Here is a 20,748-nt window from a genome sequence, read left to right as displayed (position 1 = left end):
CGCGTCAGAGGGCTCCGCTCGCGTTGCTCATGTTCGCGCAGGAGACCGTGCGGGTGTAGGTCGGCCCGGTCCACGGGCCGAGGACGGCCTGGATGGACAGCGTCCACTGCGTCGTGGCGCGGTCGCTCGACAGGTTGCCCGAGCTGATCGTCGCCGACCGCGAGGTCGAGGTCGCGGTCTTGACGACCGTCGTACCGCGTAGGAGGGAGTAGCGGTACGACGCGCCGGCGGGCCCGTTGTCGACGAACGACGAGACCGTCGCATCGAAGCCTTCGCTGGAGAAGCCGCCGACACACTGCCAGGTGCCGGTCACACCCGTCGGGGCGACCAGGCGGGCGGTGCTGGTGCTGAGGCTCCCGGTCTGGCGGTCGGAGAACCCGGCCCGGGCGACCGCGGGCACCGTGAGCAGCGCCAGCGCGACGAGGAGGACCGTGACGGCGCGACGGCCGTGGTCGATCCAGGTCATGACGGCTCCGAGGTTCCGGGAGGGCTGGGACGGGCACAAGTCTTCTGGGCGGCGTTCAAGCAGCCCGCGAGCAAAACTCAAGAAATCCGCAAGAAGTGGCATCATGTGGGGGTGAGCATGGGGAACGGCTCCGAGCCGGAGCGGCGCGCGCTCGTGGTGGAGGACGACGAGGACATCCGTGCGCTGATCGAGTTCACGCTGCAGACGCAGGGCTTCCGGGTGACCGCGGTCGACTCCGGACTCGCCGGGGTGGAGGCGGTCCGCGAGGGCGACCCGGACCTGGTGACCCTCGACCTGGGCCTCCCCGGCATCGACGGCATCGAGGCGTGCCGGCGCATCCGCGAGATCAGTGACGCCTACGTCGTGATGATCACCGCCCGCGACGACGAGATCGACCGGCTGCTCGGTCTCGAGACCGGCGCCGACGACTTCATCTCCAAGCCGTTCAGCGCGCGTGAGCTCAAGGCCCGCGTCAACGCGATGTTCCGTCGTCCGCGGCGCGGCCCGGTCGACGCCGGCGGCACGGCGCCGGGCATGGCCGACGACCACGAGGTGCTCGAGCACGGTGCGCTGCGCGTCGACGTCGACGGGCGCCGCGCCTTCCGCGACGGGACCGAGCTGGAGCTCACCCGCACCGAGTTCGACCTCCTGGCCGAGCTGATGCGCACGCCGGCCCGGGTCTGGAGCCGGGAGGCGCTGCTGCGCTCGGTCTGGGGCACCGAGTGGGCCTCCGACACCCATCTCGTGGAGGTCCACATCGGCAACCTGCGCCGCAAGCTCGGCGAGAAGACCGACGGGACGCGGTTCATCCGCACCGTGCGGGGCGTGGGCTACCGGATGGAGCTCGTCGAGTAGACCCTCGGGCTCAGTTGCTGGCTCAGTCGCCGGCTCAGTCGCTGGCTCAGTTGCTGAGGAAGGCTCCGAGTGCGCCGTCGGCGCGGTCGGCGGCCGGGGGCAGCAGGTTCGCCGCGGCGACCGCCGCCGCGCAGTCACCCGCGCGGAGGTGGGTCTCCACCAGCGCGGCGAGGGCGCCGAGCTCGCCGGTCCCGACCGTCGAGGACGCGACCTTGAGGCTGAGTACGGCGTCGAGCGCGTCGGCCGGGTCGTCCATGCAGTCGTCGGCGCGGACGGCCAGCGCGATCCGGCGTACCCGCTCGGGCAGCAGGCGGCGGTAGCCGGTCACGAAGACCATGGCGAACGCCGCGTCGTCGGGGTGACCGGTGAGGCTGCCGACGGCGGCGGCGTCGAAAACCGCGGCGGTGTCAGTCGTCATCGCCGCCCTTCCCCCAGATGCTGGTGAGGCCGAGCAGGATCACGCCGCCGAGGGCGACCCAGAGCACGCCGTGCTGGACGGCGGGCGCGCGCAGCACGCGGATCGCGGTGCCGGCCTCGGGGACGACGCCGCGCACCTCCCAGACCGTGTCGCCCTGGACCGTCGCGGTCCACGGGTCGTCGTTCTGGTTGGCGTCGCCCTTGGTGCGGAAGAAGACCTCCCCGTCCTCGTGGGTGACCTGGGTGACCCGGTGGGTCTCGACCCGGTGGTCCTCGACGGGGATCTGGTAGGTGATCACGTCGCCGACCTGGAGGTCGGTGGCCGGCTTCGGGACGGTGACGACGACGTCGCCGGCCTCGATGCCGGGGGCCATGCTGCCGGTGAGCATGGTCGAGGTGCGGTAGCCGAGCAGGTGCGGGCCGACCGCGAGGAACAGGAAGGCCAGCAGGCACCCGGCCAGCAGGACGCTGAGCACCACGTTGATCGACCGGTGGACCAGGCCGCGGCCGAGCGGGCGCCGCCGTACCGTCGCGGCCCGGTGGGTCCCGGGGGCGATCGACGGTGCGGCGACGGTGCTCATCACGGTGCTCCTGGTGCTCGTCTCGAGGCGGGGTGGGTCAGAGGCTCTGCGCGGCGCGCTGGGTGGCGTCGAAGGTGAAGCTGATCGTGTTCGCCAGGCCCTGGAAGTTGTTGTCGGCGGTGTTCGGCAGCGACACGGTCACGCGCAGGTTCGAGGTGGCGCCGGAGGCGTTGAGCGTCGTGGTGGCGGCACCGAGGTCGAGGGCCGAGCCGACGACCGCGCGCTGGGCGAGGATCGAGGTGGTGGTGCCCGAGCAGGTCAGCGCGTTGCTGTTGGCCGGCTTGGTCCACGCGACCGAGCACTGGTCGACCTTGAGCTGGAGACCGTTGGCGGTGTCGGTGGTGAGGAGGTTGCTGGTGCTGCCGGCGGTGGTGAGCTTGACCGAGCCGAAGGACTCCGTGTCGCTGGAGCGGGTCAGCGTGATGGTGCGCTCGACGGTGTCGCCGGGGACCAGGTTGGTCGCGGCGATGTCGAGGCCGCGGGCGCTGGCGGCGGTGGAGAGGACGACCTTGCCGGTGCCGACCTGCTCCGTGGCGCTGGTGGTCGAGGTGAACGCACCGTAGGTGCCGAGGCCGGCGACCGAGGCGGCGCCGCCCACGAGGACGACAGAGGCGAGGACCTTGACGGCGGTGGAGCGGGTACCGAGACGCATGGCGGTGTTCCTTCGTGGAGTTCTGGACGGGATTTCCGTGATGACCAGAACTCTGCCCACCCGTTCTCAAGCACCGGTGCGGCAAACCCTCGAGGTTTCCTCAAGAGGTTCTCAAGGCAGGGTCCCGCGGCGGTGGCGATCCCCGGTCAACCGGGGATCGCCACGGTTCTCGGCCTTTGCAACGGGCGATGACCGAGCGGACTGCCCGAGAACCCCTCAGCCGTGGACGACCTCGCGCCACCACCCGGCGACGACGGCGGGGCCGTGCTCGAGCGAGCCAGCGCGGCGAAGGTCCCCGCCGGCGAGGTCCTCGGCGCGCGGAGGGCGGTGCGGCTGCAGGCCGCGGAGGCGGCCCGCAGCCGCTCGGCCAGGTCGGTCACCCGCTCATATGTAGGACGGGAGGACGCCGGTCACGCGGCGTCGAACCACCGCGAGAGCGCCGGCACCCGGCGCAGGACGAGCTGGTCGAGGAGCAGCACGGCCAGCAGGGACAGGCCGAAGAGCGGCAGGAGGACGCCGAGGGCGACGAGGCCGACGGCGAGCAGCGGGGTGGCCCTCAGCGGCATCCGGCCGCGGGGTGCGCCCATCCGGCCGGCGCCGCGCGGACGGCGGCGCCACCACATCAGCGGTCCGGTGACGCACATGAAGATCACGGCCACGCACATGAGCGCGGCGCCCCAGAACGACCACAGCCCGAGGCTGCGACCCTCGTGCAGGCCGATGCCCTGCGAGACGACCTTGGCCAGCGTCGGGTAGTCGTCGAAGCCGTACGTCGACACCACCTGCCCGCCGTACCGGTCGACGTGCACGGTCCGCTCGTCGGACGGCGCGTCGAAGGCGTAGCCGATCACCGAGAACACGCCACCCTCGTCGTCGGCCGCGGGCAGCGCGACCGTCATCGGGTGGCGCAGCCCCTCCCGGTCGGCGACCTCGACGGCCGTGTCGACGTTGGCCACGTTGCCGCCGTCGTGCGCGGACGGGTCCGACTCCGGCACCTCGGACTTCTGCTGGCCCCACGGGAGGTCCTGGGCGTGGCTGTGCGGCAACGACTCGTCGAGGGTCGACGTCGGGTTGCTGATCGCGCCGTGGTCGGTGCTCCACATCGACGTGCCGCGCTCGGTGGCGAGGGTCTGCACCTTGGCACCCCAGAAGTCGGTCCACGGCAGGCCGGTGACCAGGAGCGCGAGCAGCCCGACGCCGGCGAACGCGCCGACCAGGCCGTGGCGGTAGCGCAGCCGGGCCCCCTTCCGGTTCGCGAGCCGGGCCCGGCGCCGCGCCCGCCAGCCGCGGGCGAAGAGGAAGTAGCCGGTCACCGCCATCACCAGGGCCCAGCAGGCGGCGAGCTCGATGACGTAGCCGCCCCACGTGCCGGCCATCAGGTCGGCGTGCAGGCGGATGGCGGTGCCGGACAGCGTCGTGTCCGGGTCGAGCGAGCCGAGCACCTCCGGGCCGTAGGGGCTGACGTAGACGTCGCGGACCTCGCCGTCCGCGGTCTCAATCGAGACGACCGTCGGGCGGCCGTCCTCGCGCGGCTCGGCCAGCGAGATCGCGGTCGAGCCCGGGTAGGCGTTCTCGACGACGGCGAGCTGCTGGACGTAGGGCTGGGCGAGGGCGCCGGCGGGCTGCTCGACCTTCATCAGGTCGGGGTGCATCAGGGGTTCGAGCTCGAACCGGAACAGGTAGATCAGGCCGGTCGTGGCGAGCAGCAGCAGCACGGGGGCCACCAGGAAGCTGGCGAAGAAGTGCCAGCGCCACACGGCGCGGAACCAGCCGGAGGCGCGGGTGCGCGCCGCCTGGGACGGCGCGGGGTCGATGGTCTGGGTCATGTCTCTCCTCGAGGGAACGCACGGATGGCGCGACGGGGCGTCGCCCGGTCGCGGTTGGGATGGGGTGCGTGCTGCCGCTCTTGATCAGGCGGCAGCGAGGAGAGGTGGCCCGCGTCGTACGACGGAGCGCGCGATCCGCTGCGAGGACCGGAGCGCCGGCGGGGCGGCCGGCAGCGTGACGAGGTCGCGGACGGGCGCGACCACGCGGACGAGGACGAGGGCCCAGGCGACCAGGATCGGGCGCAGCAGGGCGGCGATCGTCCACAGGGCGCGCTCGGCGAGCGCGAGCCCGAGGCCGACGAGCACGGCGACCAGCAGGTGGACCGCCAGCACCGGCACGTGGGCGGAGACGTCCCCGGCCACCCGGGCGGCGTCGAGCGCCGGACCGTGCGGTCCCCCGGCCATGCCGGCGTCGACGTGCTCCTGGAGGGAGCCGACGCGGTGGCCCGCCGAGGAGTGCCCGGCGGTGGCGATCAGGAAGACGTGCACCAGCGCCTGGCCGGCCACCAGCAGCACGACCACCCGGAGCATCGAGGCCGGCCGCGCCAGCAGGGGCGCGCACAGCGAGACCGAGACCACGAGCAGCAGCGCCAGCCACGCGGGACCGGGCAGCTCTCCGTCGGCCGTCACGTGTCCGGCGACGCCGAGCAGGCACGCCACGGAGCCGAGCAGCGCGGCGCGTGCCCAGAGCACCGCCGGGTCCATCCTCGACTCCACGAGCCGGAAGCCTACTCCCAGAAGACCCGGTCGACGACGGCACGGGCCAGACGGGTGAAGCGGAGCTGGTCGTTCACCATCGCGTCCGACGACCCGGGCGGGTAGCCCAGGATCGAGGCCACGGCGGCACGCTCGCGGATGTCGCGCGGCAGCTCGTCGCTGGCCTTGCCGCGCACCAGGGTCACGGCGTTGCGGACCCGGCTGACGCGGCGCCACGCCTGCTGGAGCACGGCCGCGTCGTCCTCCTCGATCAGGCCGGCCTCGCGGGCGGCGGCCAGCGCGTCGAGGGTCCGCGGCGTCCGCAGGGCGGGGACGGCGCCGGCGTGCCGCAACTGGAGCAGCTGCACGGTCCACTCGATGTCGGCCAGGCCGCCGCGGCCGAGCTTGAGGTGGGTCTGCGGGTCGGCGCCGCGCGGCAGCCGCTCCTGGTCCACGCGCGCCTTGATCCGGCGCACCTCGAAGACGTCGTCCTGCGCGATGCCCTCGGGCGGGTAGCGCAGCGGGTCGATCATCTCGGTGAACCGCCGGCGCACGTCCGGGTCGCCGACGACGGCGTCCGCGCGGAGGAGGGCCTGCGCCTCCCACACCTTCGACCACTTGGCGTAGTAGGCCGCGTAGGCGTCGAGCGTGCGCACCAGCGGTCCCTGCTTGCCCTCCGGCCGCAGGTCCGCGTCGACCTCGAGCGACGGGTCGGGGCCGGGCAGCGCGAGCAGCCGGCGCAGCTCGTTCGCGACCGCCTGGGCGTACGACGCGGCCGCCTGCGCGTCCGCACCCGGCTCGGGGTCGTGCACGAACATCACGTCGGCGTCGCTGCCGTAGGACAGCTCGAACCCGCCGTACCGGCCCATCGCGACCATCGCCATCCGGGTCGGGGCCTCGGCGAGCCCCTTCTGGGCGCGGACCGAGCGGCCGGCGACGGCGAGCGTCGCCTCCAGGGTCGCGTCGGTGAGCCGGGACAGGCCGGCGCCGACGTCGGCGACGTCGATCAGCCCGAGCAGGTCGCCGGCGGCGATGCGCAGCAGCTCGCGGCGGCGTACGCCGCGGATCGCGAGCACCGCGTCCTCGGCCTGCTCGTGCCGCCCCGACGACGCGAGCATCTCCTCGGCCATGGCCTCGGCCGACAGCGGCCGCAGGTCGCCGCCGAGCATCCGCACACCCTGCGGCTCGCGCTCGAGCAGGTCGGTGGCGTAGCGGGACGTCGCGAGGATCCGGGCCAGCCGCTCCGCGACCTCGCCCTCGTCGCGCAGCGTGGAGAGGTACCACGGCGTCGCGCCGAGGGACTCGCTGATCCGCCGGAAGCCCCAGAGCCCGGCGTCGGGGTCGGGCGCCTCGGCGAACCAGCCGAGCATCACCGGCAGCAGCGTGCGCTGGATCTGGGCCGTCCGCGTGACGCCGGTGGTCAGCGCCTCGAGGTGGCGCAGCGCGCCCTGCGGGTCGAGGAAGCCGAGCGCGGCCAGCCGCTTGCCCGCCGCCTCGGGCGAGAGCCGGGCCTCGTCGCCCGACATCTTCGCGACCGCGGTGAGCAGCGGGCGGTAGAAGAGCTTCTCGTGCAGCCGGCGGACCTCGCGCCGGTGGTGCTGCCAGGTCTTGTCGAGCACGCCGACCGGGTCCTTGAGGAAGCCGAGGCCGCGGCCGAGCCGGCGCAGCGACGCCTCGTCCTCGGGCACCACGTGGGTCCGGCGCAGCTGGTGGAGCTGGATGCGGTGCTCCAGCGTGCGCAGGAAGGCGTACGCCTCGTGCAGCGCGACGCCGTCGTCGCGACCGACGTACCCGCCCTCGGTGAGCTCGTGCAGCGCGCTCAACGTCGTGGGCAGCCGGACCCGCTCGTCGGCGCGGCCGTGCACGAGCTGGAGCAGCTGGACCGCGAACTCGACGTCGCGCAGCCCGCCCTCGCCGAGCTTGAGCTGCCGCTCGGCCTCCTTGGCCGGGATGTGGTCGACGACCCGTCGGCGCATCGCCTGGGTGTCCTCGACGAAGCCCTCGCGCTCCGCGGCTGCCCAGACCATCGGCTGCGTCATCTCGACGAACTCCCGGCCCAGCGCGAGGTCGCCGGCGACGGGGCGCGCCTTGAGCAGGGCCTGGAACTCCCAGGTCTTGGCCCAGCGCTCGTAGTAGCCCTGGTGGCTGGCGATCGTGCGCACCAGCGGCCCGGCCTTGCCCTCCGGGCGCAGAGCCGCGTCGACCGGCCAGATCGTGCCCTCACCGGTGTGATCGGAGCAGACCCGGATGAGGTGGCTGGCCAGCTGGGTGGCGGCCTTCAGAGCAGCGTTGTCGTCCACTGGGCCGTCCGCGTCGTCCGCCGCCGCGTGCACGAAGATCACGTCGACGTCCGAGACGTAGTTGAGCTCGTGACCGCCGCACTTGCCCATCGCGACCACGCCGAGGCGGGCCAGTCGGGCGTCGTCGCCCACCCGCTGGCGGGCCACCGCGAGGGCGGCGTCGAGCGTGCCGGCGGCCAGGTCGGAGAGCTCGGCCGCGACGTCGTCGACGCCGAGGTGGTGGGCGAGGTCGCGGGCGGCGAGCCGGAGCAGCACGCGGCGGTACTCCACCCGCAGCGCGTCGACCGCCTGCCCGTCCGGCAGCGCCGCCGTGGGCGCCGGGTCGTCGGGGTCTGCACCGACCGCCTGGAGAAGTCCCGCACGGACGGCCCAGGCGGCCGGCCGGGTCGAGCCGAGACGGGAGTCGGTCAGCTCGCGCCAGTGCTCCGGGTGCCGGCGCAGGTGGTCGGCGAGCGCCTCGCTCGCCCCGAGCACGCTGAGCAGCCGCATCGCGGTGCCCTCGTCCTCCACCAGCGCGTCGAGCAGCTCGGACGGCTCGTCGAGGACGTCGAGCAGCCGGGTCAGCGCCCCGATCGCGGCGTCCGGCTCGGCGGTGCGGGCGACGAGGGCGAGCAGCGGCTCGCACGCGTCGCCGAGGCGTTCGAGCGCGACCAGCGCGGCGTCCGGGTCGAGGAACCCCAGGCGCAGCAGGTTCCCCTTGCTGGTCGCGGCCCGCGTCATGCCGGGGCGCGCTCTCCCACCAGGCGCGCGAAGCCGGTGGCCAGCGGCCGCCACGCGTCGTCCAGCTCCGCGCGGGCGGCGTCGACGTCGCGCAGCAGCGCGTCGGTGTCGATGCCGCGGGTCTCGTGGGAGCCGCGGTCCTCCTCGGCCCAGGGCCGCAGCACCGGCGCGTCGACCTCGGGGTGGAGCTGCACGCCCCACATCCGCGGACCGAACCGGGCCGCCTGCACCTCGCCGTGCTCGGTCTCCGCGAGCAGGACGGCGTCGTCCGGCAGCACGACCACCACGTCGTCGTTCCACTGCACGCCGCGGCGCGGCGTCGCGAGCGGCCCCAGCAACGGGTCGGTGGCCGCCGCGTCGGTCCAGCCGACGCCGAGCAGCCCGACCTGCTGGCCGCGGTCGTTGGGGCGGACGGTCCCGTCGAGGGCCGCGGCGATGAGCTGGTGGCCCAGGCAGATGCCGAGCGTGGGGACCTCGGCCGCGTGCGCCTCGCGCAGCTGCTCCTTCACCGGTCCGAGCCAGGCGTGCTTCTCGTCGTCGTTCGCGCCCATCGGGCCGCCCAGCACGACCAGCCCGTCATAGCCCTCGAGCGACGGCAGCGGGTCGCCGGCGTAGGGCCGGACCACGTCGAGCGAGCAGCCGGCCTCCTCCAGCCAGGCGCCGAACAGGTGCGGCGGGCACTCGGCGTCGTGCTCGACGACGAGCACCCGGGCGCCGGACGAGGTCACCTCTCGACCTCCGTGCTGAACACGACGAACAGCAGCCCGACGCCGGCGATCGCCATCCCGATGCCGACCCAGATCTGCACGGCGGGTACGGCGAGCACCAGCATCAGCACCCCGGCCGCGACGGCCAGGCGACGGGCCCGGGTGTCGCGGGCGGGCAGCGCGCGGAGGGCGAGCACGGCCACGGCGAGCATCACGACGCCGACGACGGTCAGCGTCACGGCGTACTGCCCGCTGCCGTGGGTCGCCGCCCGCACCGCGAACAGCAGCACCAGGACGGCGCAGGCGACCCCGGCCATGAGGAGGCGCTTGATCCCGGTGGCCCGGTCCTCGCTGATCGCCGGCGGCGTCGCTGGTGGCATCAGATCACCGGCAGCATGCGGTCGCGCTCGAACGCCGAGACCTGGCCGCGGTACTCCTCCCACTCCGCGCGCTTGTTGCGCAGGAAGAAGTCGAAGACCTGCTCGCCCAGGGTCTCGGCCAGCAGCTCGGAGCGCTCGGCCACCGCGATCGCCTCGGCGAGGCTCTTGGGCAGCGGCTCGATGCCGAGGCTCTTGCGCTCGCGCTCGGTCAGCGCCCAGACGTCGTCCTCGGCCTCGCGCGGGAGCTCGTAGTCCTCCTCGATGCCCTTGAGGCCCGCGGCCAGCACGGCCGCGAAGGCGAGGTAGGGGTTGCACGCGGCGTCGACGGTGCGCAGCTCGATGCGCGTGGACGGGCCCTTGTTGGGCTTGTACATCGGCACGCGGATCATCGCCGAGCGGTTGTTGTGGCCCCAGCAGATGTAGGACGGCGCCTCGCCGCCGAACATCAGGCGCTTGTAGCTGTTGACCCACTGGTTGGTCACGACGCTGATCTCGTTCGCGTGACGGAGCACGCCGGCGATGAACTGCCGGCCGACCTTGGAGAGCTGGTACTCGGCGCCGGCCTCGAAGAACGCGTTGCGGTCGCCCTCGAACAGCGACACGTGGGTGTGCATGCCCGAGCCCGGGTGGCTGGTGAACGGCTTGGGCATGAACGTCGCCCAGACGCCCTGGCCCAGCGCGACCTCACGGATCACCGTGCGGAAGGTCATGATGTTGTCGGCGGTGGTGAGCGCGTCGGCGTACCGCAGGTCGATCTCCTGCTGACCTGGGCCGCCCTCGTGGTGGCTGAACTCCACCGAGATGCCCATCGCCTCGAGCATGGTGATCGCCTCGCGGCGGAAGTCGGCGCCGTGGGACTGCGCCGTGTGGTCGAAGTAGCCGCTGCGGTCCACCGGCACCGGGTCGGCGCCCGCCACCGGGCTGTCCTTGAACAGGTAGAACTCGATCTCGGGGTGCGTGTAGAACGTGAACCCCTGGTCCGCCGCCCTCGACAGCGTGCGCTTGAGGACGTGCCGCGGGTCGGCGTACGACGCGGAGCCGTCGGGCATCACGATGTCGCAGAACATGCGCGCGGTGGACGGGCCCTCCCCGCGCCACGGCAGGATCTGGAACGTCGACGGGTCGGGCATCGCGAGCATGTCGGCCTCGTAGACCCGCGCGAACCCCTCGATCGCGGAGCCGTCGAAGCCGATGCCCTCCGAGAACGCGCCCTCGAGCTCGGCGGGCGCGACCGCGACCGACTTCAGGAACCCGAGCACGTCGGTGAACCACAGCCGGACGAACCGGACGTCACGCTCCTCGAGAGCGCGGAGGACGAAGTCTTCCTGCTTACCCATGAGGGCGAGCCTAGTGGGCGCTCATTCCAGGTCGGGCAGCGTCTTGCGCTCGAGGTCGGAGATGGTCGGCCGGCCCTGGTCGCAGAAGACGTCGACCTCGATCGAGTCGCCGGCACGGGCGAAGACGGCGTCGACGTCGTCGTCCGGGCCGGGCTCGTAGCTCACCGTCCGCCAGCCCGGCGCCGTGTCGGTCGACAGCCCGTAGACCACGACGCCGCGGCACTCGACCTCGAAGGTCCCGAACTCGTCCACGATGCTCCGGCGGATCCGCTCCGCATCGGGGCGCGGGGTCGCGGACCCTTCGATGCTCTCGACCCGCTGCACCTCGTTGCCGAGCGGCCCGCGGTCCCGGACGCTCGCGCCGACCGAGCTCACGGCGAGCACACCCACGGTCACCGCGACCGCGGCAGCCACCAGCCATGCCGCGACGTACCCGATCCAGCGCCTGCGCATCTGCCCATCATCCCCTGCGATCCATCGCCGACAGGACCGCCACCGAGTCCGGTGGCGGCCTGTCGTGGGGCGCCTCGCCGCTGGGCGGCGGGCGGGTCGTGGTGGAGCTCGGCCCGCCCGCCTGAGCCTCAGCTGCGGAAGGTGAGGGGGCGGGTCACCGAGCCGGCGCCGTCGGTGCGGGTGAGCCTCACCCGGAACACGTCCTTGCCGCCGCTGTCGGCGCGACGGACCTCGCGGAAGTCGACGTCGTACCCGCCGTCGTCGTCGCGGACCGCGTTCGCGGTGCGGAAGGCCACCTTGGTGCCGTCGTGGCGGACGACCATCCGCCAGCTCGAGCCGGCGGCGACGCCGTCGAGGTCGGCGTCGACCTCGAACCGGCCGTTGTCCTTCTCGGCCAAGATCTCGTAGCGGGCGCCGGCGACCGTGCCGTGCGCGTAGCGCTCCGGGCCGTCGGCCTGGGCGGGCGCCGCGACGGCGAGGGCGGCGGAACCGCCCATCAGGGCGGTGGCGGTGGTCAGGGCGATGGTGCGCTTCATGGTCTTCTCCTCGGTTCTCAACGCTCGATGGAGGCCGTGCAGGCCTCCCCGTTCTCAGGGGTGGCGGTCACGGTGAACGACGTGCCGTCGCTCTCGTTGACGAGCACGTCGACGTCGAGCTCGGCGTCCTCGTCGGTCTGCCGATCACCCGACAGCACGCTGCGGCCGTCCTGCTCGACGACGACGCTCCAGGTCTCCCCCGGCAGGCCCGACTGGAGCTCGAAGGTCAGCTCGAGCCCGTTGTCGTCGTTCTCCAGGGCCAGGTCGTAGGTCGCGTTGCCGCAGGTCCCGCGGGCCGTCTGCTCGTCGTCGCCGTCGCTGAGCAGCAGCCAGGCGCCGCCGGCGACCAGTGCGACCACGACCACCACGGCCACCGCGATCAGTGCCTTCTTCATCGTCTCTCCGTCTCCTCGTGTGGACGGGGACGACGATGCCGCCGGTGCCGCTAAGGCCGCTCCAGCGCTGCGCTAACGGGACCCTAAGACCGCGGCACGTTCTCGAGCTCGGCCAGCCAGGCCGCGGCCGACGCGTCCGAGGGCATCCGCCAGTCGCCGCGCGGGGACATGGTGCCGCCGTGGCTGACCTTGGGCCCGTTCGGGAGCGCGGATCGCTTGAACTGGCTGGCGAAGAACCGCTTCACGAACACGACGAGCCAGGACCGGATCGTCTCGAGGTCGAACTCGATCCGCTTGTCGGAGGGGTAGTTCGGCGGCCACTCCCCCGCGTCGGCGTCGTGCCAGGCGTGCCAGGCGAGGAAGGCGATCTTGCTGGGCGCGTAGCCGTAGCGGAGCACGTGGAAGAGCGTGAAGTCCTGGAGCGAGTACGGCCCCACGGACTCCTCGGTCGACTGCGGCAGGTGGTCCTCGCGGGTCGGGATCAGCTCGGGGGTGATCTCCTGCCCGACCACGTCGGTGAGGACCTTGTTGGTCGCCTCGTCGAACTGGTTCGTGCTGATCACCCAGCGGATGAGGTGCTGGATGAGCGTCTTGGGTACGCCGCCGTTGACGTTGTAGTGCGACATCTGGTCGCCCACGCCGTAGGTGCACCAGCCCAGCGCGAGCTCGGAGAGGTCACCGGTGCCGAGCACGATGCCGCCGCGGTGGTTGGCGAGCCGGAACAGGTAGTCGGTGCGCAGGCCGGCCTGGACGTTCTCGAAGGTGATGTCGTAGACCTCCTCCCCCTGGGCGAAGGGGTGGTCGAGGTCGGTCAGCATCGCCCGCGCGGCGTCGGTGATGTCGATCTCCTGCATGGTGATGCCGAGCGAGTCGGCGAGCGCCCACGCGTAGCTCTTGGTCGTGTCGCCGGTGGCGAAGCCCGGCAGCGTGAAGCCGAGGATCTCGCTGCGGGCGCGGCCGAGCCGGTCCATCGCCTTCGCCGCGACGATCAGCGCGTGGGTGGAGTCGAGGCCGCCGCTGATGCCGATGACGACCTTGGGCTGGCCGATCGCCGACAGCCGCTGCTCGAGCCCGGAGACCTGGATGTTGTAGGCCTCGTAGCAGTCCTGGGCCAGCCGCTCGGGGTCGTCGGGCACGAACGGGAAGCGGTCGACCTTGCGCCGCAGCCCGATGTCGGCGGTCGGCGGCGCCAGCTCGAACCCGATGGTCCGGAACTCCGGGCCGATCGTCCTCCGGTTGTCGTCGAAGGTGCCCGTGCGCAGCCGCTCCAGCCGGGTCCGGTCCAGGTCGAGGTCCACGATCGTCGCCCGCGGACCGTCCGGGAACCGCTCGGTCTCGCCGAGCAGCTCACCGTGCTCGTAGACCATCGTCTGGCCGTCCCACGACAGGTCGGTCGTGGACTCGCCCTGGCCGCCCGCGGCATAGAGGTACGCCGCCAGGCACCTGCTCGACGCGCTGCGCGCCAGCAGGTGGCGGTCGTTGGCCCGGCCGACGGTGATCGGGCTGCCGGAGATGTTCGCGAGCACGGTCGCGCCGGCGAGGGCGGCCTCGGCGCTCGGCGGCACCGGCACCCACATGTCCTCGCAGACCTCGACGTGCAGCACCAGGCCGCGCACGTCCTCGGCCTCGAAGAGCAGGTCGGGCCCGATCGGCACCTCCTGGCCGGCCAGCACGATCGAGCCGCGCACGTCGTCGCCGGGCGCGAACCACCGGCGCTCGTAGAACTCGCGGTAGGTCGGCAGGTAGGACTTCGGGGCGACACCCAGGATCCGGCCCCGGTGGATCACGACCGCGCAGTTGAGCACGCGGTTGCCATGCGCGACGGGGGCACCGATGACGAGCACGGGCAGCAGGTCTGCGGAGGCGGCCACGATCTCGGCGATCGCGTCGGTCACCGCGTCGAGCAGCGGGTCCTGGAGGAACAGGTCCTCGACGGCGTACCCGCTCAGGCCGAGCTCGGGGAAGATCGTCACCGCGACGCCCTCGTCCGAGCACGCCCGCGCCTGCTCGAGGACGGCGCGCGCGTTGGTCGCCGGGTCGGCCACCCGGATCGGCACCGTGCAGGCGGCGACGCGAGCGAACCCGTGGGCGTAGGCGGAGTAGAAGTCCACGAGCCGCATGTTCCCACGCAGCCGGATCTCACGCCCTCGCGAGCACCGTCCAGGCGGTCGCGTCGATCGTGAAGGGCCCGTCGGGCAGCAGCTCGGCGCAGTGCGCGCGCAGCCGCTCACGGCGATCGTCGTCGAGGCGGCGGACGTAGTCACCGGCGGGTCCGACGCCGAGGGTGTACGGCTCCCACCACTCGTCGAAGCCGGCGTAGGCCACGCTCACCGTGAGCGTCCCCTCGACGACGTCGCGCAGCCCGGCGTCACGGGCGAGCTGCCCGAGGTCGCCCTCGCCGGTCCCCGGCAGGGTCGCCTCGTCGGCGGCGTCGGGGTCGAGGTCCTTGACCGCCCGCCAGAAGGTCGCGAGCGGGCCGGTGCCGGTGGCGTGGTTCCAGACGGTCGCGCCGACCGCGCCACCCACGCGCCCCATCTCGCGCAGGCCCGCGACCGGGTCGGACATGAAGTGCACGACCAGCCCGGCGAGCGCGACGTCGAACGCCCGGTCCCCGAACGGCAGCACCTCCGCCACCCCCTGTCGCACATCGACGCCCGGGCAGCGCGCCCGCGCGGCCGCGACGAACTGCGGCGACGGGTCGACGGCAGCCACGTGGTCGGCCCCGAGCCGGTCGACGAGGCGCTCGGTCAAGGCCCCGGGGCCACAGCCGACGTCGAGCGCAAGCATCCCGCGGCGTACCCCGGCCAGCTCGGCGAACCCGTCCGCGAGCGGCTCGGAGTAGCGACCCATGAAGCGCCCGTAGGCGTCGGCCGCGACGTCGAAGGCCATCTGCTGAGGATAGGTCTCCGAGGAGGCCGGCCGCGACCGGCTAGACCTTGCCCCTGCCCTGGTGCGTCGGGCAGTCGGGGTTGGTGCAGACGCGGACGTCGACGGTCGGGTCGGGCCCCGTGTCGCTGTCGCCGATGTCGGAGCGCTCCTTGGCCCGCAGCTCCACCTCGCTGCCGCACTCCCGGCACGGCTTGTTGTCGAAGTACATGCCGGCGTCAGTACCCGGACCCGCGCACGACCAGGCTCGGCCGGGCCAGATCGGTACCGCTCAGCCGAGGAGATCGGCAGCGAAGCTGGTCGCGTTCGCCGGGCTCGAGGAGGCCCGGGTGACCGCTGCGAGCCCACCCGTCGCCGGATCCCAGTGCACGACCCGCCAGCCGCCCGGGGTGCGTGGCCCGGGGGCCACGAACAGCAGCGCGGTGCCGTCGTCCAGCTGCGCGACGGGCCGCAGCACCCATCCGGCCGGGACCCGGGGCAGCGCCATCTCCCAGGTCCGGTCGAAGTCCGGCTCCTGCGTCCGGAACGTGCGCTCACCCGTCGCGAGGTCGATCGCCTCGAACCCGCCGGTCACGCCGACGGCGAGCCGGGTGCCGTCCGGCGAGAGGACCGGGGCCGTGCGGCTCCGGTCGGCCACGACGACGCAGTGCCACCGGCCGTCGGTGCCGAGCAGCAGCACGTCGGCGTCGTCGTCGACGCTGACCACCGCGGCCTCCATGGGCTCCTCCTCGATGCGCGGCGCGACGTCCGGGACGCAGAGGACGTCGGGCAGCAGCGGCGCGACCTCGGGTGCCGCGGTCGGCAGCTCGTCGACCCGGCTGGGGTCGAGGGGCACGGGCTCGACGGTCTCGACCGGGGGCGCGGGCTCCGGTTCGGAAGGCGCTCCGTCGCCCAGGCGTCCGCCGAGCGCGATTGCGCCGATCACGACGACCGCCGCGGCGGAGGCCGCCGCGCCCCGCCGGGTACGCCGCCGGCGGCGTGCGGTCGCGAGCGCACCGGCCGCGCCGCCCGTGGGCTCGACGCGGTCCGTCGCGAGCTCGAGGAGGTCGTGCAGGTCGGTCATCGCGCTCCTCCGATCAGGTCGAGCAGCTCGGGGGCGCCGTCGCGCAGGCGCGCCAGGGCGGCGGCGTTCTGGCTCTTCACGGTCCCGGGGGCGACCCTGAGGGTCGCGGCCGTCTCCTCGACGGACAGGTCGTCGAAGTGCCGCAGCACCACGACCGCGCGCTGGGCGGGCGTGAGGCGGGCCAACGCCCGGCGTACCACCAGGGCGCTGTCGGGGTCCGACGACGCCGCCGCGGTCGCGGCCAGCTGGTCACCGGGGTCGACGAGCACCTCGCGGCGGCGCCGCCACCAGGAGATGTTGTCGCGCACGATGATCGTCCGGGCGTACGCCGTGGGGTTGCCCGTGCGCAGGCGGTCCCACCGCATCGCGACCTTCACGAGCGCCTCCTGGACGAGATCCTCCGCACGGGGCAGGTCGCCGGTGAGCAGGTAGGCAGAGCGCAGCAGCCGGCGCTCGGTGCCGGCGGCCCACGCGGTGAACTCCTGCTCGTCCATCGACCTCCTTCGCTGGTGGAACGCTCCCACGGGCCCTTCCGGTTGCTGCGAGCTCCGATGAGTTCGGCGTGCAGGGCCGGTCGGAACCCGCATGCCCGAGATCAGCACCTGCCTGTGGTTCGACGACGACCTGATGGAAGCCGTGGAGTTTTACACCAGCGTCTTCCCCGACTCCGAGATCCGCGCGGTCTCCCGCTACGACGACGGCCGCGTGCTCGCGGCCCGGTGGACCCTGGACGGCCGACCGTTCCGGGGGATCAACGGTGGGCCGGTGCACGCCGGCTTCACCGAGACCGTGTCGATCAGCGTGGACTGCGCCGACCAGGAGGAGGTGGACTACTACTGGGACACGCTCGTGGCGGGCGGCGAGCCGGACCGGTGCGCGTGGCTCAAGGACCGGTTCGGCCTGTCCTGGCAGATCGTGCCGGTGCGGCTCTACGAGCTGATCTCCGACCCCGACCCCGCGCGGGCCCAGGCCGCGATCGGCGTGATGATGACGCAGCAGAAGATCGCGATCGCCGACATCGAGGCCGCCGTCGCCGCCGTCTAGCCACCCCCCTAGCCTCGGCGGGTGACGAACCGCCCCTGGCTGCCGGTCTGCGTGGCCATGTTCGCGGTCGGGTGGGGCGCGAACCAGTTCGCGTCGATGCTGCTGGCCTACCGCACCGAGCTCGGCTGGGACGCCCAGACCGTCGCGCTGCTCCTCGGCCTGTACGCCGTCGGCCTGATCCCGACCCTGCTCGTCGGTGGGGCCGCGTCCGACCGGTGGGGCCGGCGCGCGGTGGTCCTGCCCTGGGTGGCGGTCTCCCCGCTCGCGACCGTGCTGCTGATCGTCTGGCACGACTGGGAACCCGGCGTCGGCATCGCGCGCGTGCTCGCCGGCCTGAGCTCAGGGGTGGTGTTCGGCGCGGCCAGCGCCTGGGTCGCCGACCTGTCCGCCGGCGACCCGCCCGGCGCGGGCGCCCGAAGGGCCGCCCTGTCGCTGACCGCGGGCTTCGGCCTCGGACCGCTGGCCGCCGGCCTCGTGGCCGAGGTGTCCGACCACCCGCTGACCGTGCCCTACCTGCCGCACCTGGTGATCGGCGTGCTCGCGCTCGTGCTGCTGCTCCCGGTGCCGGGCCCGCGCCCGGCGTACCCGCTCCGGTCGTCGCTGCTGCGGCTGCCCGCGGTCACCCGCGGCCGCCGGTTCGTGCTGACCGTCGCGGTGACGGCGCCGTGGCTGTTCGCGGCTCCGATGATGTCCTTCGCCTACCTGCCCAGCGTCGTGGACGGCCCGGTCCAAGGTGGCCTCGCGTTCACGGCGGTGCTCACCTTCGTGACGCTCGGGTCGGGCGTCGCCGTCCAGCCGCTGGCCCGCCGGCTCGACGACCGGCGGCCCCTGCTCGCCGGCACCGTCGGCCTCGCCTGCACGATCGCGGCGTGCCTGCTGGGCGTCCTCGCCGTCACCGCCGACAGCCGCTGGGTGATCCTCGCCGCGGCGCCGGTCTTCGGCGCGGGCTACGGCTGCGGCCTGGTCTCCAGCCTGCGGGAGTCCGAGCGCCTGGCCCCGGTCAGCGAGCGCGGCGCCGTCGTCGGCGTCTTCTACGGCCTGGCCTACCTCGGGATGTTCGCGCCCTACCTGCTGGGCGCGGTCGCCGCCCTCGGTGCCGGTCCGCGCGGCGCGCTGGCCCTGGCCGCGGTGGGGGCGGCGGCGGCGCTGGTCGTGCAGTACCGCAGCTCGACCCACGACCGCGTGAGCAGCGACACAGGGTTGAACCGGCCGCTCCGGGGCTAGCCTGACGAACGGTCCGTGGACTCCACCGGGGAGCCGCGAGATGACAGTCAGGGAGTCACCCATGAGCGAGGAGACCGCGCCCTACGGCACCGGTCCGAGCAAGCCGGACACGCCGCAGCTCAAGCGGGTCCGCACCCACCACCTGCGCGAGATGAAGCAGCGCGGCGAGAAGTTCGCGATGCTCACCGCCTACGAGCAGTACGCCGCCCAGACCTTCGACGAGGCCGGCATCGAGGTGCTGCTGGTCGGTGACAGCGCCTCGAACAACGTCTTCGCGAACGAGACGTCGCTGCCGGTCACCGTCGAGGAGCTGATCCCGCTCGCCCGCGCCGTGTCGCGGTCGGTGCGCCGGGCGCTCGTCGTCGCCGACCTGCCCTTCGGCTCCTACCAGGCCTCCCCCGAGCAGGCCTACCTCACCGCGGTCCGCTTCATGAAGGAGGCGAACGCCCACGCCGTGAAGCTCGAGGGCGGGATCGAGATGGTCCCGCAGGTCCGCAAGCTCACCGAGGGTGGCGTCCCGGTGATGGCGCACATCGGCTTCACGCCGCAGTCCGAGCACAACCTGGGCGGCTACCGCGTCCAGGGGCGCGGCGACGCGGCGAAGGAGGTCGTCGAGGAGGCGATCGCGGTGGAGGAGGCAGGCGCCTTCGCGGTCGTGATGGAGATGGTGCCCGGCGACGTGGCCGCCGAGGTGACCCAGTCGGTCGGCATCCCCACGATCGGCATCGGCGCCGGCGCCGGATGCGACGGGCAGGTGCTCGTGTGGCAGGACGCCTTCGGCCTGCGCACCGGCCGGATGCCGCGGTTCGTCCGGCAGTACGCCGACCTGCACGGCGTACTGCTCAAGGCGGCGCAGGACTACGCGGCCGACGTGAAGGCCGGGACGTTCCCCGCGGAGGAGCACACCTTCTAGCTCCGAGGCCAGCTCTCATGTTGGTGAGCGCCGCCGCTGGGTACGTTGACCACATGCGCCGGCTCGTTCTCGGAACCCTCGCCCTGCTGCTCGCCACCCCGGCCCTCCCGGCCACAGCCCATGCACCGGCACCAGCGCCGGCGCCGGACGCGAAGCAACGGGCCGCGTTCCCGGGCCTGAAGGCCACCCGGGTCGTCACGGGCCTCGACCACCCCTGGGACGTGCGGCCGATCGGGAACGGCCGGCTGATCTACACCGAGCGCGACCGCGCGACGGTCTCGATCTGGGCCAACGGGCACAAGCGGAAGATCCGCGGCTTCCCGACCAGCAAGGTGTGGGTGTCGGGCGAGACCGGCCTGATGGGCCTCGACGTCGACCCCGGCTTCGCCGGCAACCGCGTCTTCTACACCTGTCAGGGCGGGTTCACCGGGGGCGGCGGCCACGACGTGCGGGTGATGCGCTGGACGCTCAACGACTCGCTGCGGCGAGTCGTGAAGAGCAGGAAGCTCATCGGCGGGTTCCCGGCCACCAGCGGGCGGCACGGCGGCTGCCGGCTGCTCGCGGTCGGCGACCGGCTCTACGTCGGCACCGGCGACGCCGCGACCGGCACCAACCCGGAGAACAAGCGCTCCCTCGGCGGCAAGACGCTCTGCCTCAACGCGACCTCCGGCAAGCCGTGCGGCTCCAACCCGTTCATCCGGTCCGACAACCGCAACAAGCGCTACGTCCACACCTACGGTCACCGCAACGTGCAGGGTCTCGACCGGCGCCGGGACGGCACCCTCTGGTCGGTCGAGCAGGGCACCTACCGCGACGACGAGGTCAACCGGCTGCGCAACGGCGGCGACTACGGCTACAACCCCGTTCCCGGCTACAACGAGAGCGTCCCGATGACCGACCAGAGCCTGCCCGGCAAGCAGTGGGCCGCGGCCTGGCGCTCCGGCGATCCGACGATCGCCACCTCGGGCGGCGCCTTCGTCTACGGCAAGCGCCTGGGCCGGTACGACGGCACCTTCGCCGCGGCCGCGCTCGCCGGCCAGCGCGTGGTGTTCCTGACGCTGTCGAAGGCCGGCAAGCTGCGCCACGTGGAGGTGCCCAACGGGCTGCGCCAGTTCGGCCGGCTCCGCACCGTGGTCGACGGCCCCGGCTCGGTGTTCTACCTGACCACCGACAACGGCGGCGGGAACGACGCGATCATCGCGGTCCGCCCCCGCTAGCCGCCTGTGTCGCCTGTGCTGGTGTCCTGAGTCAAAAGTTCACCTACAGCGGGTACGCTGAGGCGTGCCGGACTCAAGGT

The 20,748-nt window shown here is 73.2% G+C and carries 23 protein-coding genes; 5 read left to right on the top strand and 18 right to left on the bottom strand.

Annotated elements, in window-relative coordinates; translation table 11 throughout:
- Positions 1-4 precede the first annotated feature (4 nt).
- A complete protein-coding gene (locus ACYQ0U_RS21045) occupies positions 5-466 on the bottom strand; it encodes a hypothetical protein (RefSeq protein ID WP_459975842.1) in 462 nt (153 codons plus the stop codon).
- Positions 467-583: 117 nt separating this feature from the next.
- Here ACYQ0U_RS21045 and ACYQ0U_RS21040 point away from each other — a divergent pair, with 117 nt between their 5' ends.
- On the top strand, positions 584-1,321 hold the full coding sequence (locus ACYQ0U_RS21040; RefSeq protein WP_459975853.1) for a response regulator transcription factor: 738 nt from the start codon (positions 584-586) through the stop codon (positions 1,319-1,321).
- Between the two features lie 46 nt (positions 1,322-1,367).
- On the opposite strand, the gene ACYQ0U_RS21035 is transcribed toward ACYQ0U_RS21040, so the two are convergent.
- The 17 genes from ACYQ0U_RS21035 to ACYQ0U_RS20955 all read right to left on the bottom strand — a co-directional run bounded on the left by ACYQ0U_RS21035 (position 1,368) and on the right by ACYQ0U_RS20955 (position 16,764).
- Entirely contained in the window at positions 1,368-1,739 is a 372-nt protein-coding gene (locus ACYQ0U_RS21035; RefSeq protein WP_459975841.1) for a hypothetical protein, read from the bottom strand.
- Positions 1,729-2,319, bottom strand: coding sequence for a signal peptidase I (locus ACYQ0U_RS21030; RefSeq protein WP_459975840.1), 591 nt, complete (start codon positions 2,317-2,319; stop codon positions 1,729-1,731). The genes ACYQ0U_RS21035 and ACYQ0U_RS21030 overlap by 11 nt, the downstream gene beginning before the upstream one ends.
- Before the next feature lie 37 nt (positions 2,320-2,356).
- Positions 2,357-2,971 carry a TasA family protein gene (locus tag ACYQ0U_RS21025; RefSeq protein ID WP_459975839.1) on the bottom strand — a complete coding sequence of 205 codons (615 nt, stop codon included), beginning with the start codon at positions 2,969-2,971 and terminating at the stop codon, positions 2,357-2,359.
- A gap of 410 nt (positions 2,972-3,381) precedes the next feature.
- Positions 3,382-4,797, bottom strand: a complete 1,416-nt coding sequence (locus ACYQ0U_RS21020) for a PepSY-associated TM helix domain-containing protein (protein ID WP_459975838.1) — start codon at positions 4,795-4,797, stop codon at positions 3,382-3,384.
- An 84-nt stretch (positions 4,798-4,881) separates the two neighbouring features.
- Positions 4,882-5,514, bottom strand: coding sequence for a hypothetical protein (locus ACYQ0U_RS21015; RefSeq protein WP_459975837.1), 633 nt, complete (start codon positions 5,512-5,514; stop codon positions 4,882-4,884).
- Positions 5,515-5,525: 11 nt separating this feature from the next.
- Positions 5,526-8,513 carry a bifunctional [glutamine synthetase] adenylyltransferase/[glutamine synthetase]-adenylyl-L-tyrosine phosphorylase gene (locus tag ACYQ0U_RS21010; protein ID WP_459975836.1) on the bottom strand — a complete coding sequence of 996 codons (2,988 nt, stop codon included), beginning with the start codon at positions 8,511-8,513 and terminating at the stop codon, positions 5,526-5,528.
- Complete coding sequence (locus ACYQ0U_RS21005; protein WP_459975835.1) at positions 8,510-9,241, bottom strand: type 1 glutamine amidotransferase; 732 nt, start codon at positions 9,239-9,241, stop codon at positions 8,510-8,512. The genes ACYQ0U_RS21010 and ACYQ0U_RS21005 overlap by 4 nt, the downstream gene beginning before the upstream one ends.
- Positions 9,238-9,600 carry a hypothetical protein gene (locus ACYQ0U_RS21000; protein WP_459975834.1) on the bottom strand — a complete coding sequence of 121 codons (363 nt, stop codon included), beginning with the start codon at positions 9,598-9,600 and terminating at the stop codon, positions 9,238-9,240. Before ACYQ0U_RS21000 ends, ACYQ0U_RS21005 begins: the two co-directional genes overlap by 4 nt.
- Entirely contained in the window at positions 9,600-10,937 is a 1,338-nt protein-coding gene (locus ACYQ0U_RS20995; protein ID WP_459975833.1) for a glutamine synthetase family protein, read from the bottom strand. Before ACYQ0U_RS20995 ends, ACYQ0U_RS21000 begins: the two co-directional genes overlap by 1 nt.
- 21 nt (positions 10,938-10,958) lie before the next feature.
- Positions 10,959-11,390, bottom strand: a complete 432-nt coding sequence (locus ACYQ0U_RS20990) for a hypothetical protein (protein WP_459975832.1) — start codon at positions 11,388-11,390, stop codon at positions 10,959-10,961.
- A gap of 128 nt (positions 11,391-11,518) precedes the next feature.
- Positions 11,519-11,926, bottom strand: coding sequence for a hypothetical protein (locus ACYQ0U_RS20985; RefSeq protein ID WP_459975831.1), 408 nt, complete (start codon positions 11,924-11,926; stop codon positions 11,519-11,521).
- A gap of 17 nt (positions 11,927-11,943) precedes the next feature.
- Positions 11,944-12,321: a hypothetical protein gene (locus ACYQ0U_RS20980; protein WP_459975830.1), complete on the bottom strand. Its 378-nt coding sequence runs from the start codon at positions 12,319-12,321 to the stop codon at positions 11,944-11,946.
- 83 nt (positions 12,322-12,404) lie between these two features.
- Positions 12,405-14,453: an NAD(+) synthase gene (locus ACYQ0U_RS20975; RefSeq protein ID WP_459975852.1), complete on the bottom strand. Its 2,049-nt coding sequence runs from the start codon at positions 14,451-14,453 to the stop codon at positions 12,405-12,407.
- A gap of 7 nt (positions 14,454-14,460) precedes the next feature.
- Positions 14,461-15,210 (bottom strand): class I SAM-dependent methyltransferase, encoded by a 750-nt coding sequence (locus tag ACYQ0U_RS20970; RefSeq protein ID WP_459975829.1) that lies wholly within the window; start codon positions 15,208-15,210, stop codon positions 14,461-14,463.
- 40 nt (positions 15,211-15,250) lie between these two features.
- On the bottom strand, positions 15,251-15,418 hold the full coding sequence (locus ACYQ0U_RS20965) for a hypothetical protein (protein ID WP_459975828.1): 168 nt from the start codon (positions 15,416-15,418) through the stop codon (positions 15,251-15,253).
- Positions 15,419-15,478: 60 nt separating this feature from the next.
- The gene (locus tag ACYQ0U_RS20960) at positions 15,479-16,270 is read right to left on the bottom strand and encodes a TolB-like translocation protein (RefSeq protein WP_459975827.1); all 792 of its coding nucleotides are present in this window, start codon (positions 16,268-16,270) and stop codon (positions 15,479-15,481) included.
- Complete coding sequence (locus ACYQ0U_RS20955) at positions 16,267-16,764, bottom strand: SigE family RNA polymerase sigma factor (RefSeq protein WP_459975826.1); 498 nt, start codon at positions 16,762-16,764, stop codon at positions 16,267-16,269. Before ACYQ0U_RS20955 ends, ACYQ0U_RS20960 begins: the two co-directional genes overlap by 4 nt.
- A gap of 91 nt (positions 16,765-16,855) precedes the next feature.
- Between ACYQ0U_RS20955 and ACYQ0U_RS20950 the strand changes: the two genes are divergently transcribed.
- The 4 genes from ACYQ0U_RS20950 to ACYQ0U_RS20935 all read left to right on the top strand — a co-directional run bounded on the left by ACYQ0U_RS20950 (position 16,856) and on the right by ACYQ0U_RS20935 (position 20,668).
- Positions 16,856-17,314 carry a VOC family protein gene (locus tag ACYQ0U_RS20950; protein ID WP_459975825.1) on the top strand — a complete coding sequence of 153 codons (459 nt, stop codon included), beginning with the start codon at positions 16,856-16,858 and terminating at the stop codon, positions 17,312-17,314.
- Positions 17,315-17,335: 21 nt separating this feature from the next.
- Complete coding sequence (locus ACYQ0U_RS20945) at positions 17,336-18,538, top strand: MFS transporter (protein WP_459975824.1); 1,203 nt, start codon at positions 17,336-17,338, stop codon at positions 18,536-18,538.
- A gap of 61 nt (positions 18,539-18,599) precedes the next feature.
- Complete coding sequence (gene panB / locus ACYQ0U_RS20940) at positions 18,600-19,451, top strand: 3-methyl-2-oxobutanoate hydroxymethyltransferase (RefSeq protein ID WP_459975823.1); 852 nt, start codon at positions 18,600-18,602, stop codon at positions 19,449-19,451.
- 53 nt (positions 19,452-19,504) lie between these two features.
- Complete coding sequence (locus ACYQ0U_RS20935; RefSeq protein WP_459975822.1) at positions 19,505-20,668, top strand: PQQ-dependent sugar dehydrogenase; 1,164 nt, start codon at positions 19,505-19,507, stop codon at positions 20,666-20,668.
- Positions 20,669-20,748 lie beyond the last annotated feature (80 nt).

The organism is Nocardioides pyridinolyticus (assembly GCF_054653575.1).
Note: the sequence above shows the minus strand (reverse complement) of the source record. Positions and strands in the feature narration are given on the sequence as shown.

Coding starts and splice junctions, on each gene's coding strand:
- ACYQ0U_RS20950 (WP_459975825.1), top strand. CDS start 16,856: ATGCCCGAGATCAGCACCTGCCTGTGGTTCGACGACGACCTGATGGAA.
- ACYQ0U_RS21025 (WP_459975839.1), bottom strand. CDS start 2,971: ATGCGTCTCGGTACCCGCTCCACCGCCGTCAAGGTCCTCGCCTCTGTC.
- ACYQ0U_RS21045 (WP_459975842.1), bottom strand. CDS start 466: ATGACCTGGATCGACCACGGCCGTCGCGCCGTCACGGTCCTCCTCGTC.
- ACYQ0U_RS21030 (WP_459975840.1), bottom strand. CDS start 2,319: ATGAGCACCGTCGCCGCACCGTCGATCGCCCCCGGGACCCACCGGGCC.
- panB (WP_459975823.1), top strand. CDS start 18,600: ATGAGCGAGGAGACCGCGCCCTACGGCACCGGTCCGAGCAAGCCGGAC.
- ACYQ0U_RS21010 (WP_459975836.1), bottom strand. CDS start 8,513: ATGACGCGGGCCGCGACCAGCAAGGGGAACCTGCTGCGCCTGGGGTTC.
- ACYQ0U_RS20985 (WP_459975831.1), bottom strand. CDS start 11,926: ATGAAGCGCACCATCGCCCTGACCACCGCCACCGCCCTGATGGGCGGT.
- ACYQ0U_RS21020 (WP_459975838.1), bottom strand. CDS start 4,797: ATGACCCAGACCATCGACCCCGCGCCGTCCCAGGCGGCGCGCACCCGC.
- ACYQ0U_RS20955 (WP_459975826.1), bottom strand. CDS start 16,764: ATGGACGAGCAGGAGTTCACCGCGTGGGCCGCCGGCACCGAGCGCCGG.
- ACYQ0U_RS20980 (WP_459975830.1), bottom strand. CDS start 12,321: ATGAAGAAGGCACTGATCGCGGTGGCCGTGGTGGTCGTGGTCGCACTG.
- ACYQ0U_RS20995 (WP_459975833.1), bottom strand. CDS start 10,937: ATGGGTAAGCAGGAAGACTTCGTCCTCCGCGCTCTCGAGGAGCGTGAC.
- ACYQ0U_RS20990 (WP_459975832.1), bottom strand. CDS start 11,390: ATGCGCAGGCGCTGGATCGGGTACGTCGCGGCATGGCTGGTGGCTGCC.
- ACYQ0U_RS21035 (WP_459975841.1), bottom strand. CDS start 1,739: ATGACGACTGACACCGCCGCGGTTTTCGACGCCGCCGCCGTCGGCAGC.
- ACYQ0U_RS21000 (WP_459975834.1), bottom strand. CDS start 9,600: ATGCCACCAGCGACGCCGCCGGCGATCAGCGAGGACCGGGCCACCGGG.
- ACYQ0U_RS20935 (WP_459975822.1), top strand. CDS start 19,505: ATGCGCCGGCTCGTTCTCGGAACCCTCGCCCTGCTGCTCGCCACCCCG.
- ACYQ0U_RS21040 (WP_459975853.1), top strand. CDS start 584: ATGGGGAACGGCTCCGAGCCGGAGCGGCGCGCGCTCGTGGTGGAGGAC.
- ACYQ0U_RS20970 (WP_459975829.1), bottom strand. CDS start 15,210: ATGGCCTTCGACGTCGCGGCCGACGCCTACGGGCGCTTCATGGGTCGC.
- ACYQ0U_RS20965 (WP_459975828.1), bottom strand. CDS start 15,418: ATGTACTTCGACAACAAGCCGTGCCGGGAGTGCGGCAGCGAGGTGGAG.
- ACYQ0U_RS20960 (WP_459975827.1), bottom strand. CDS start 16,270: ATGACCGACCTGCACGACCTCCTCGAGCTCGCGACGGACCGCGTCGAG.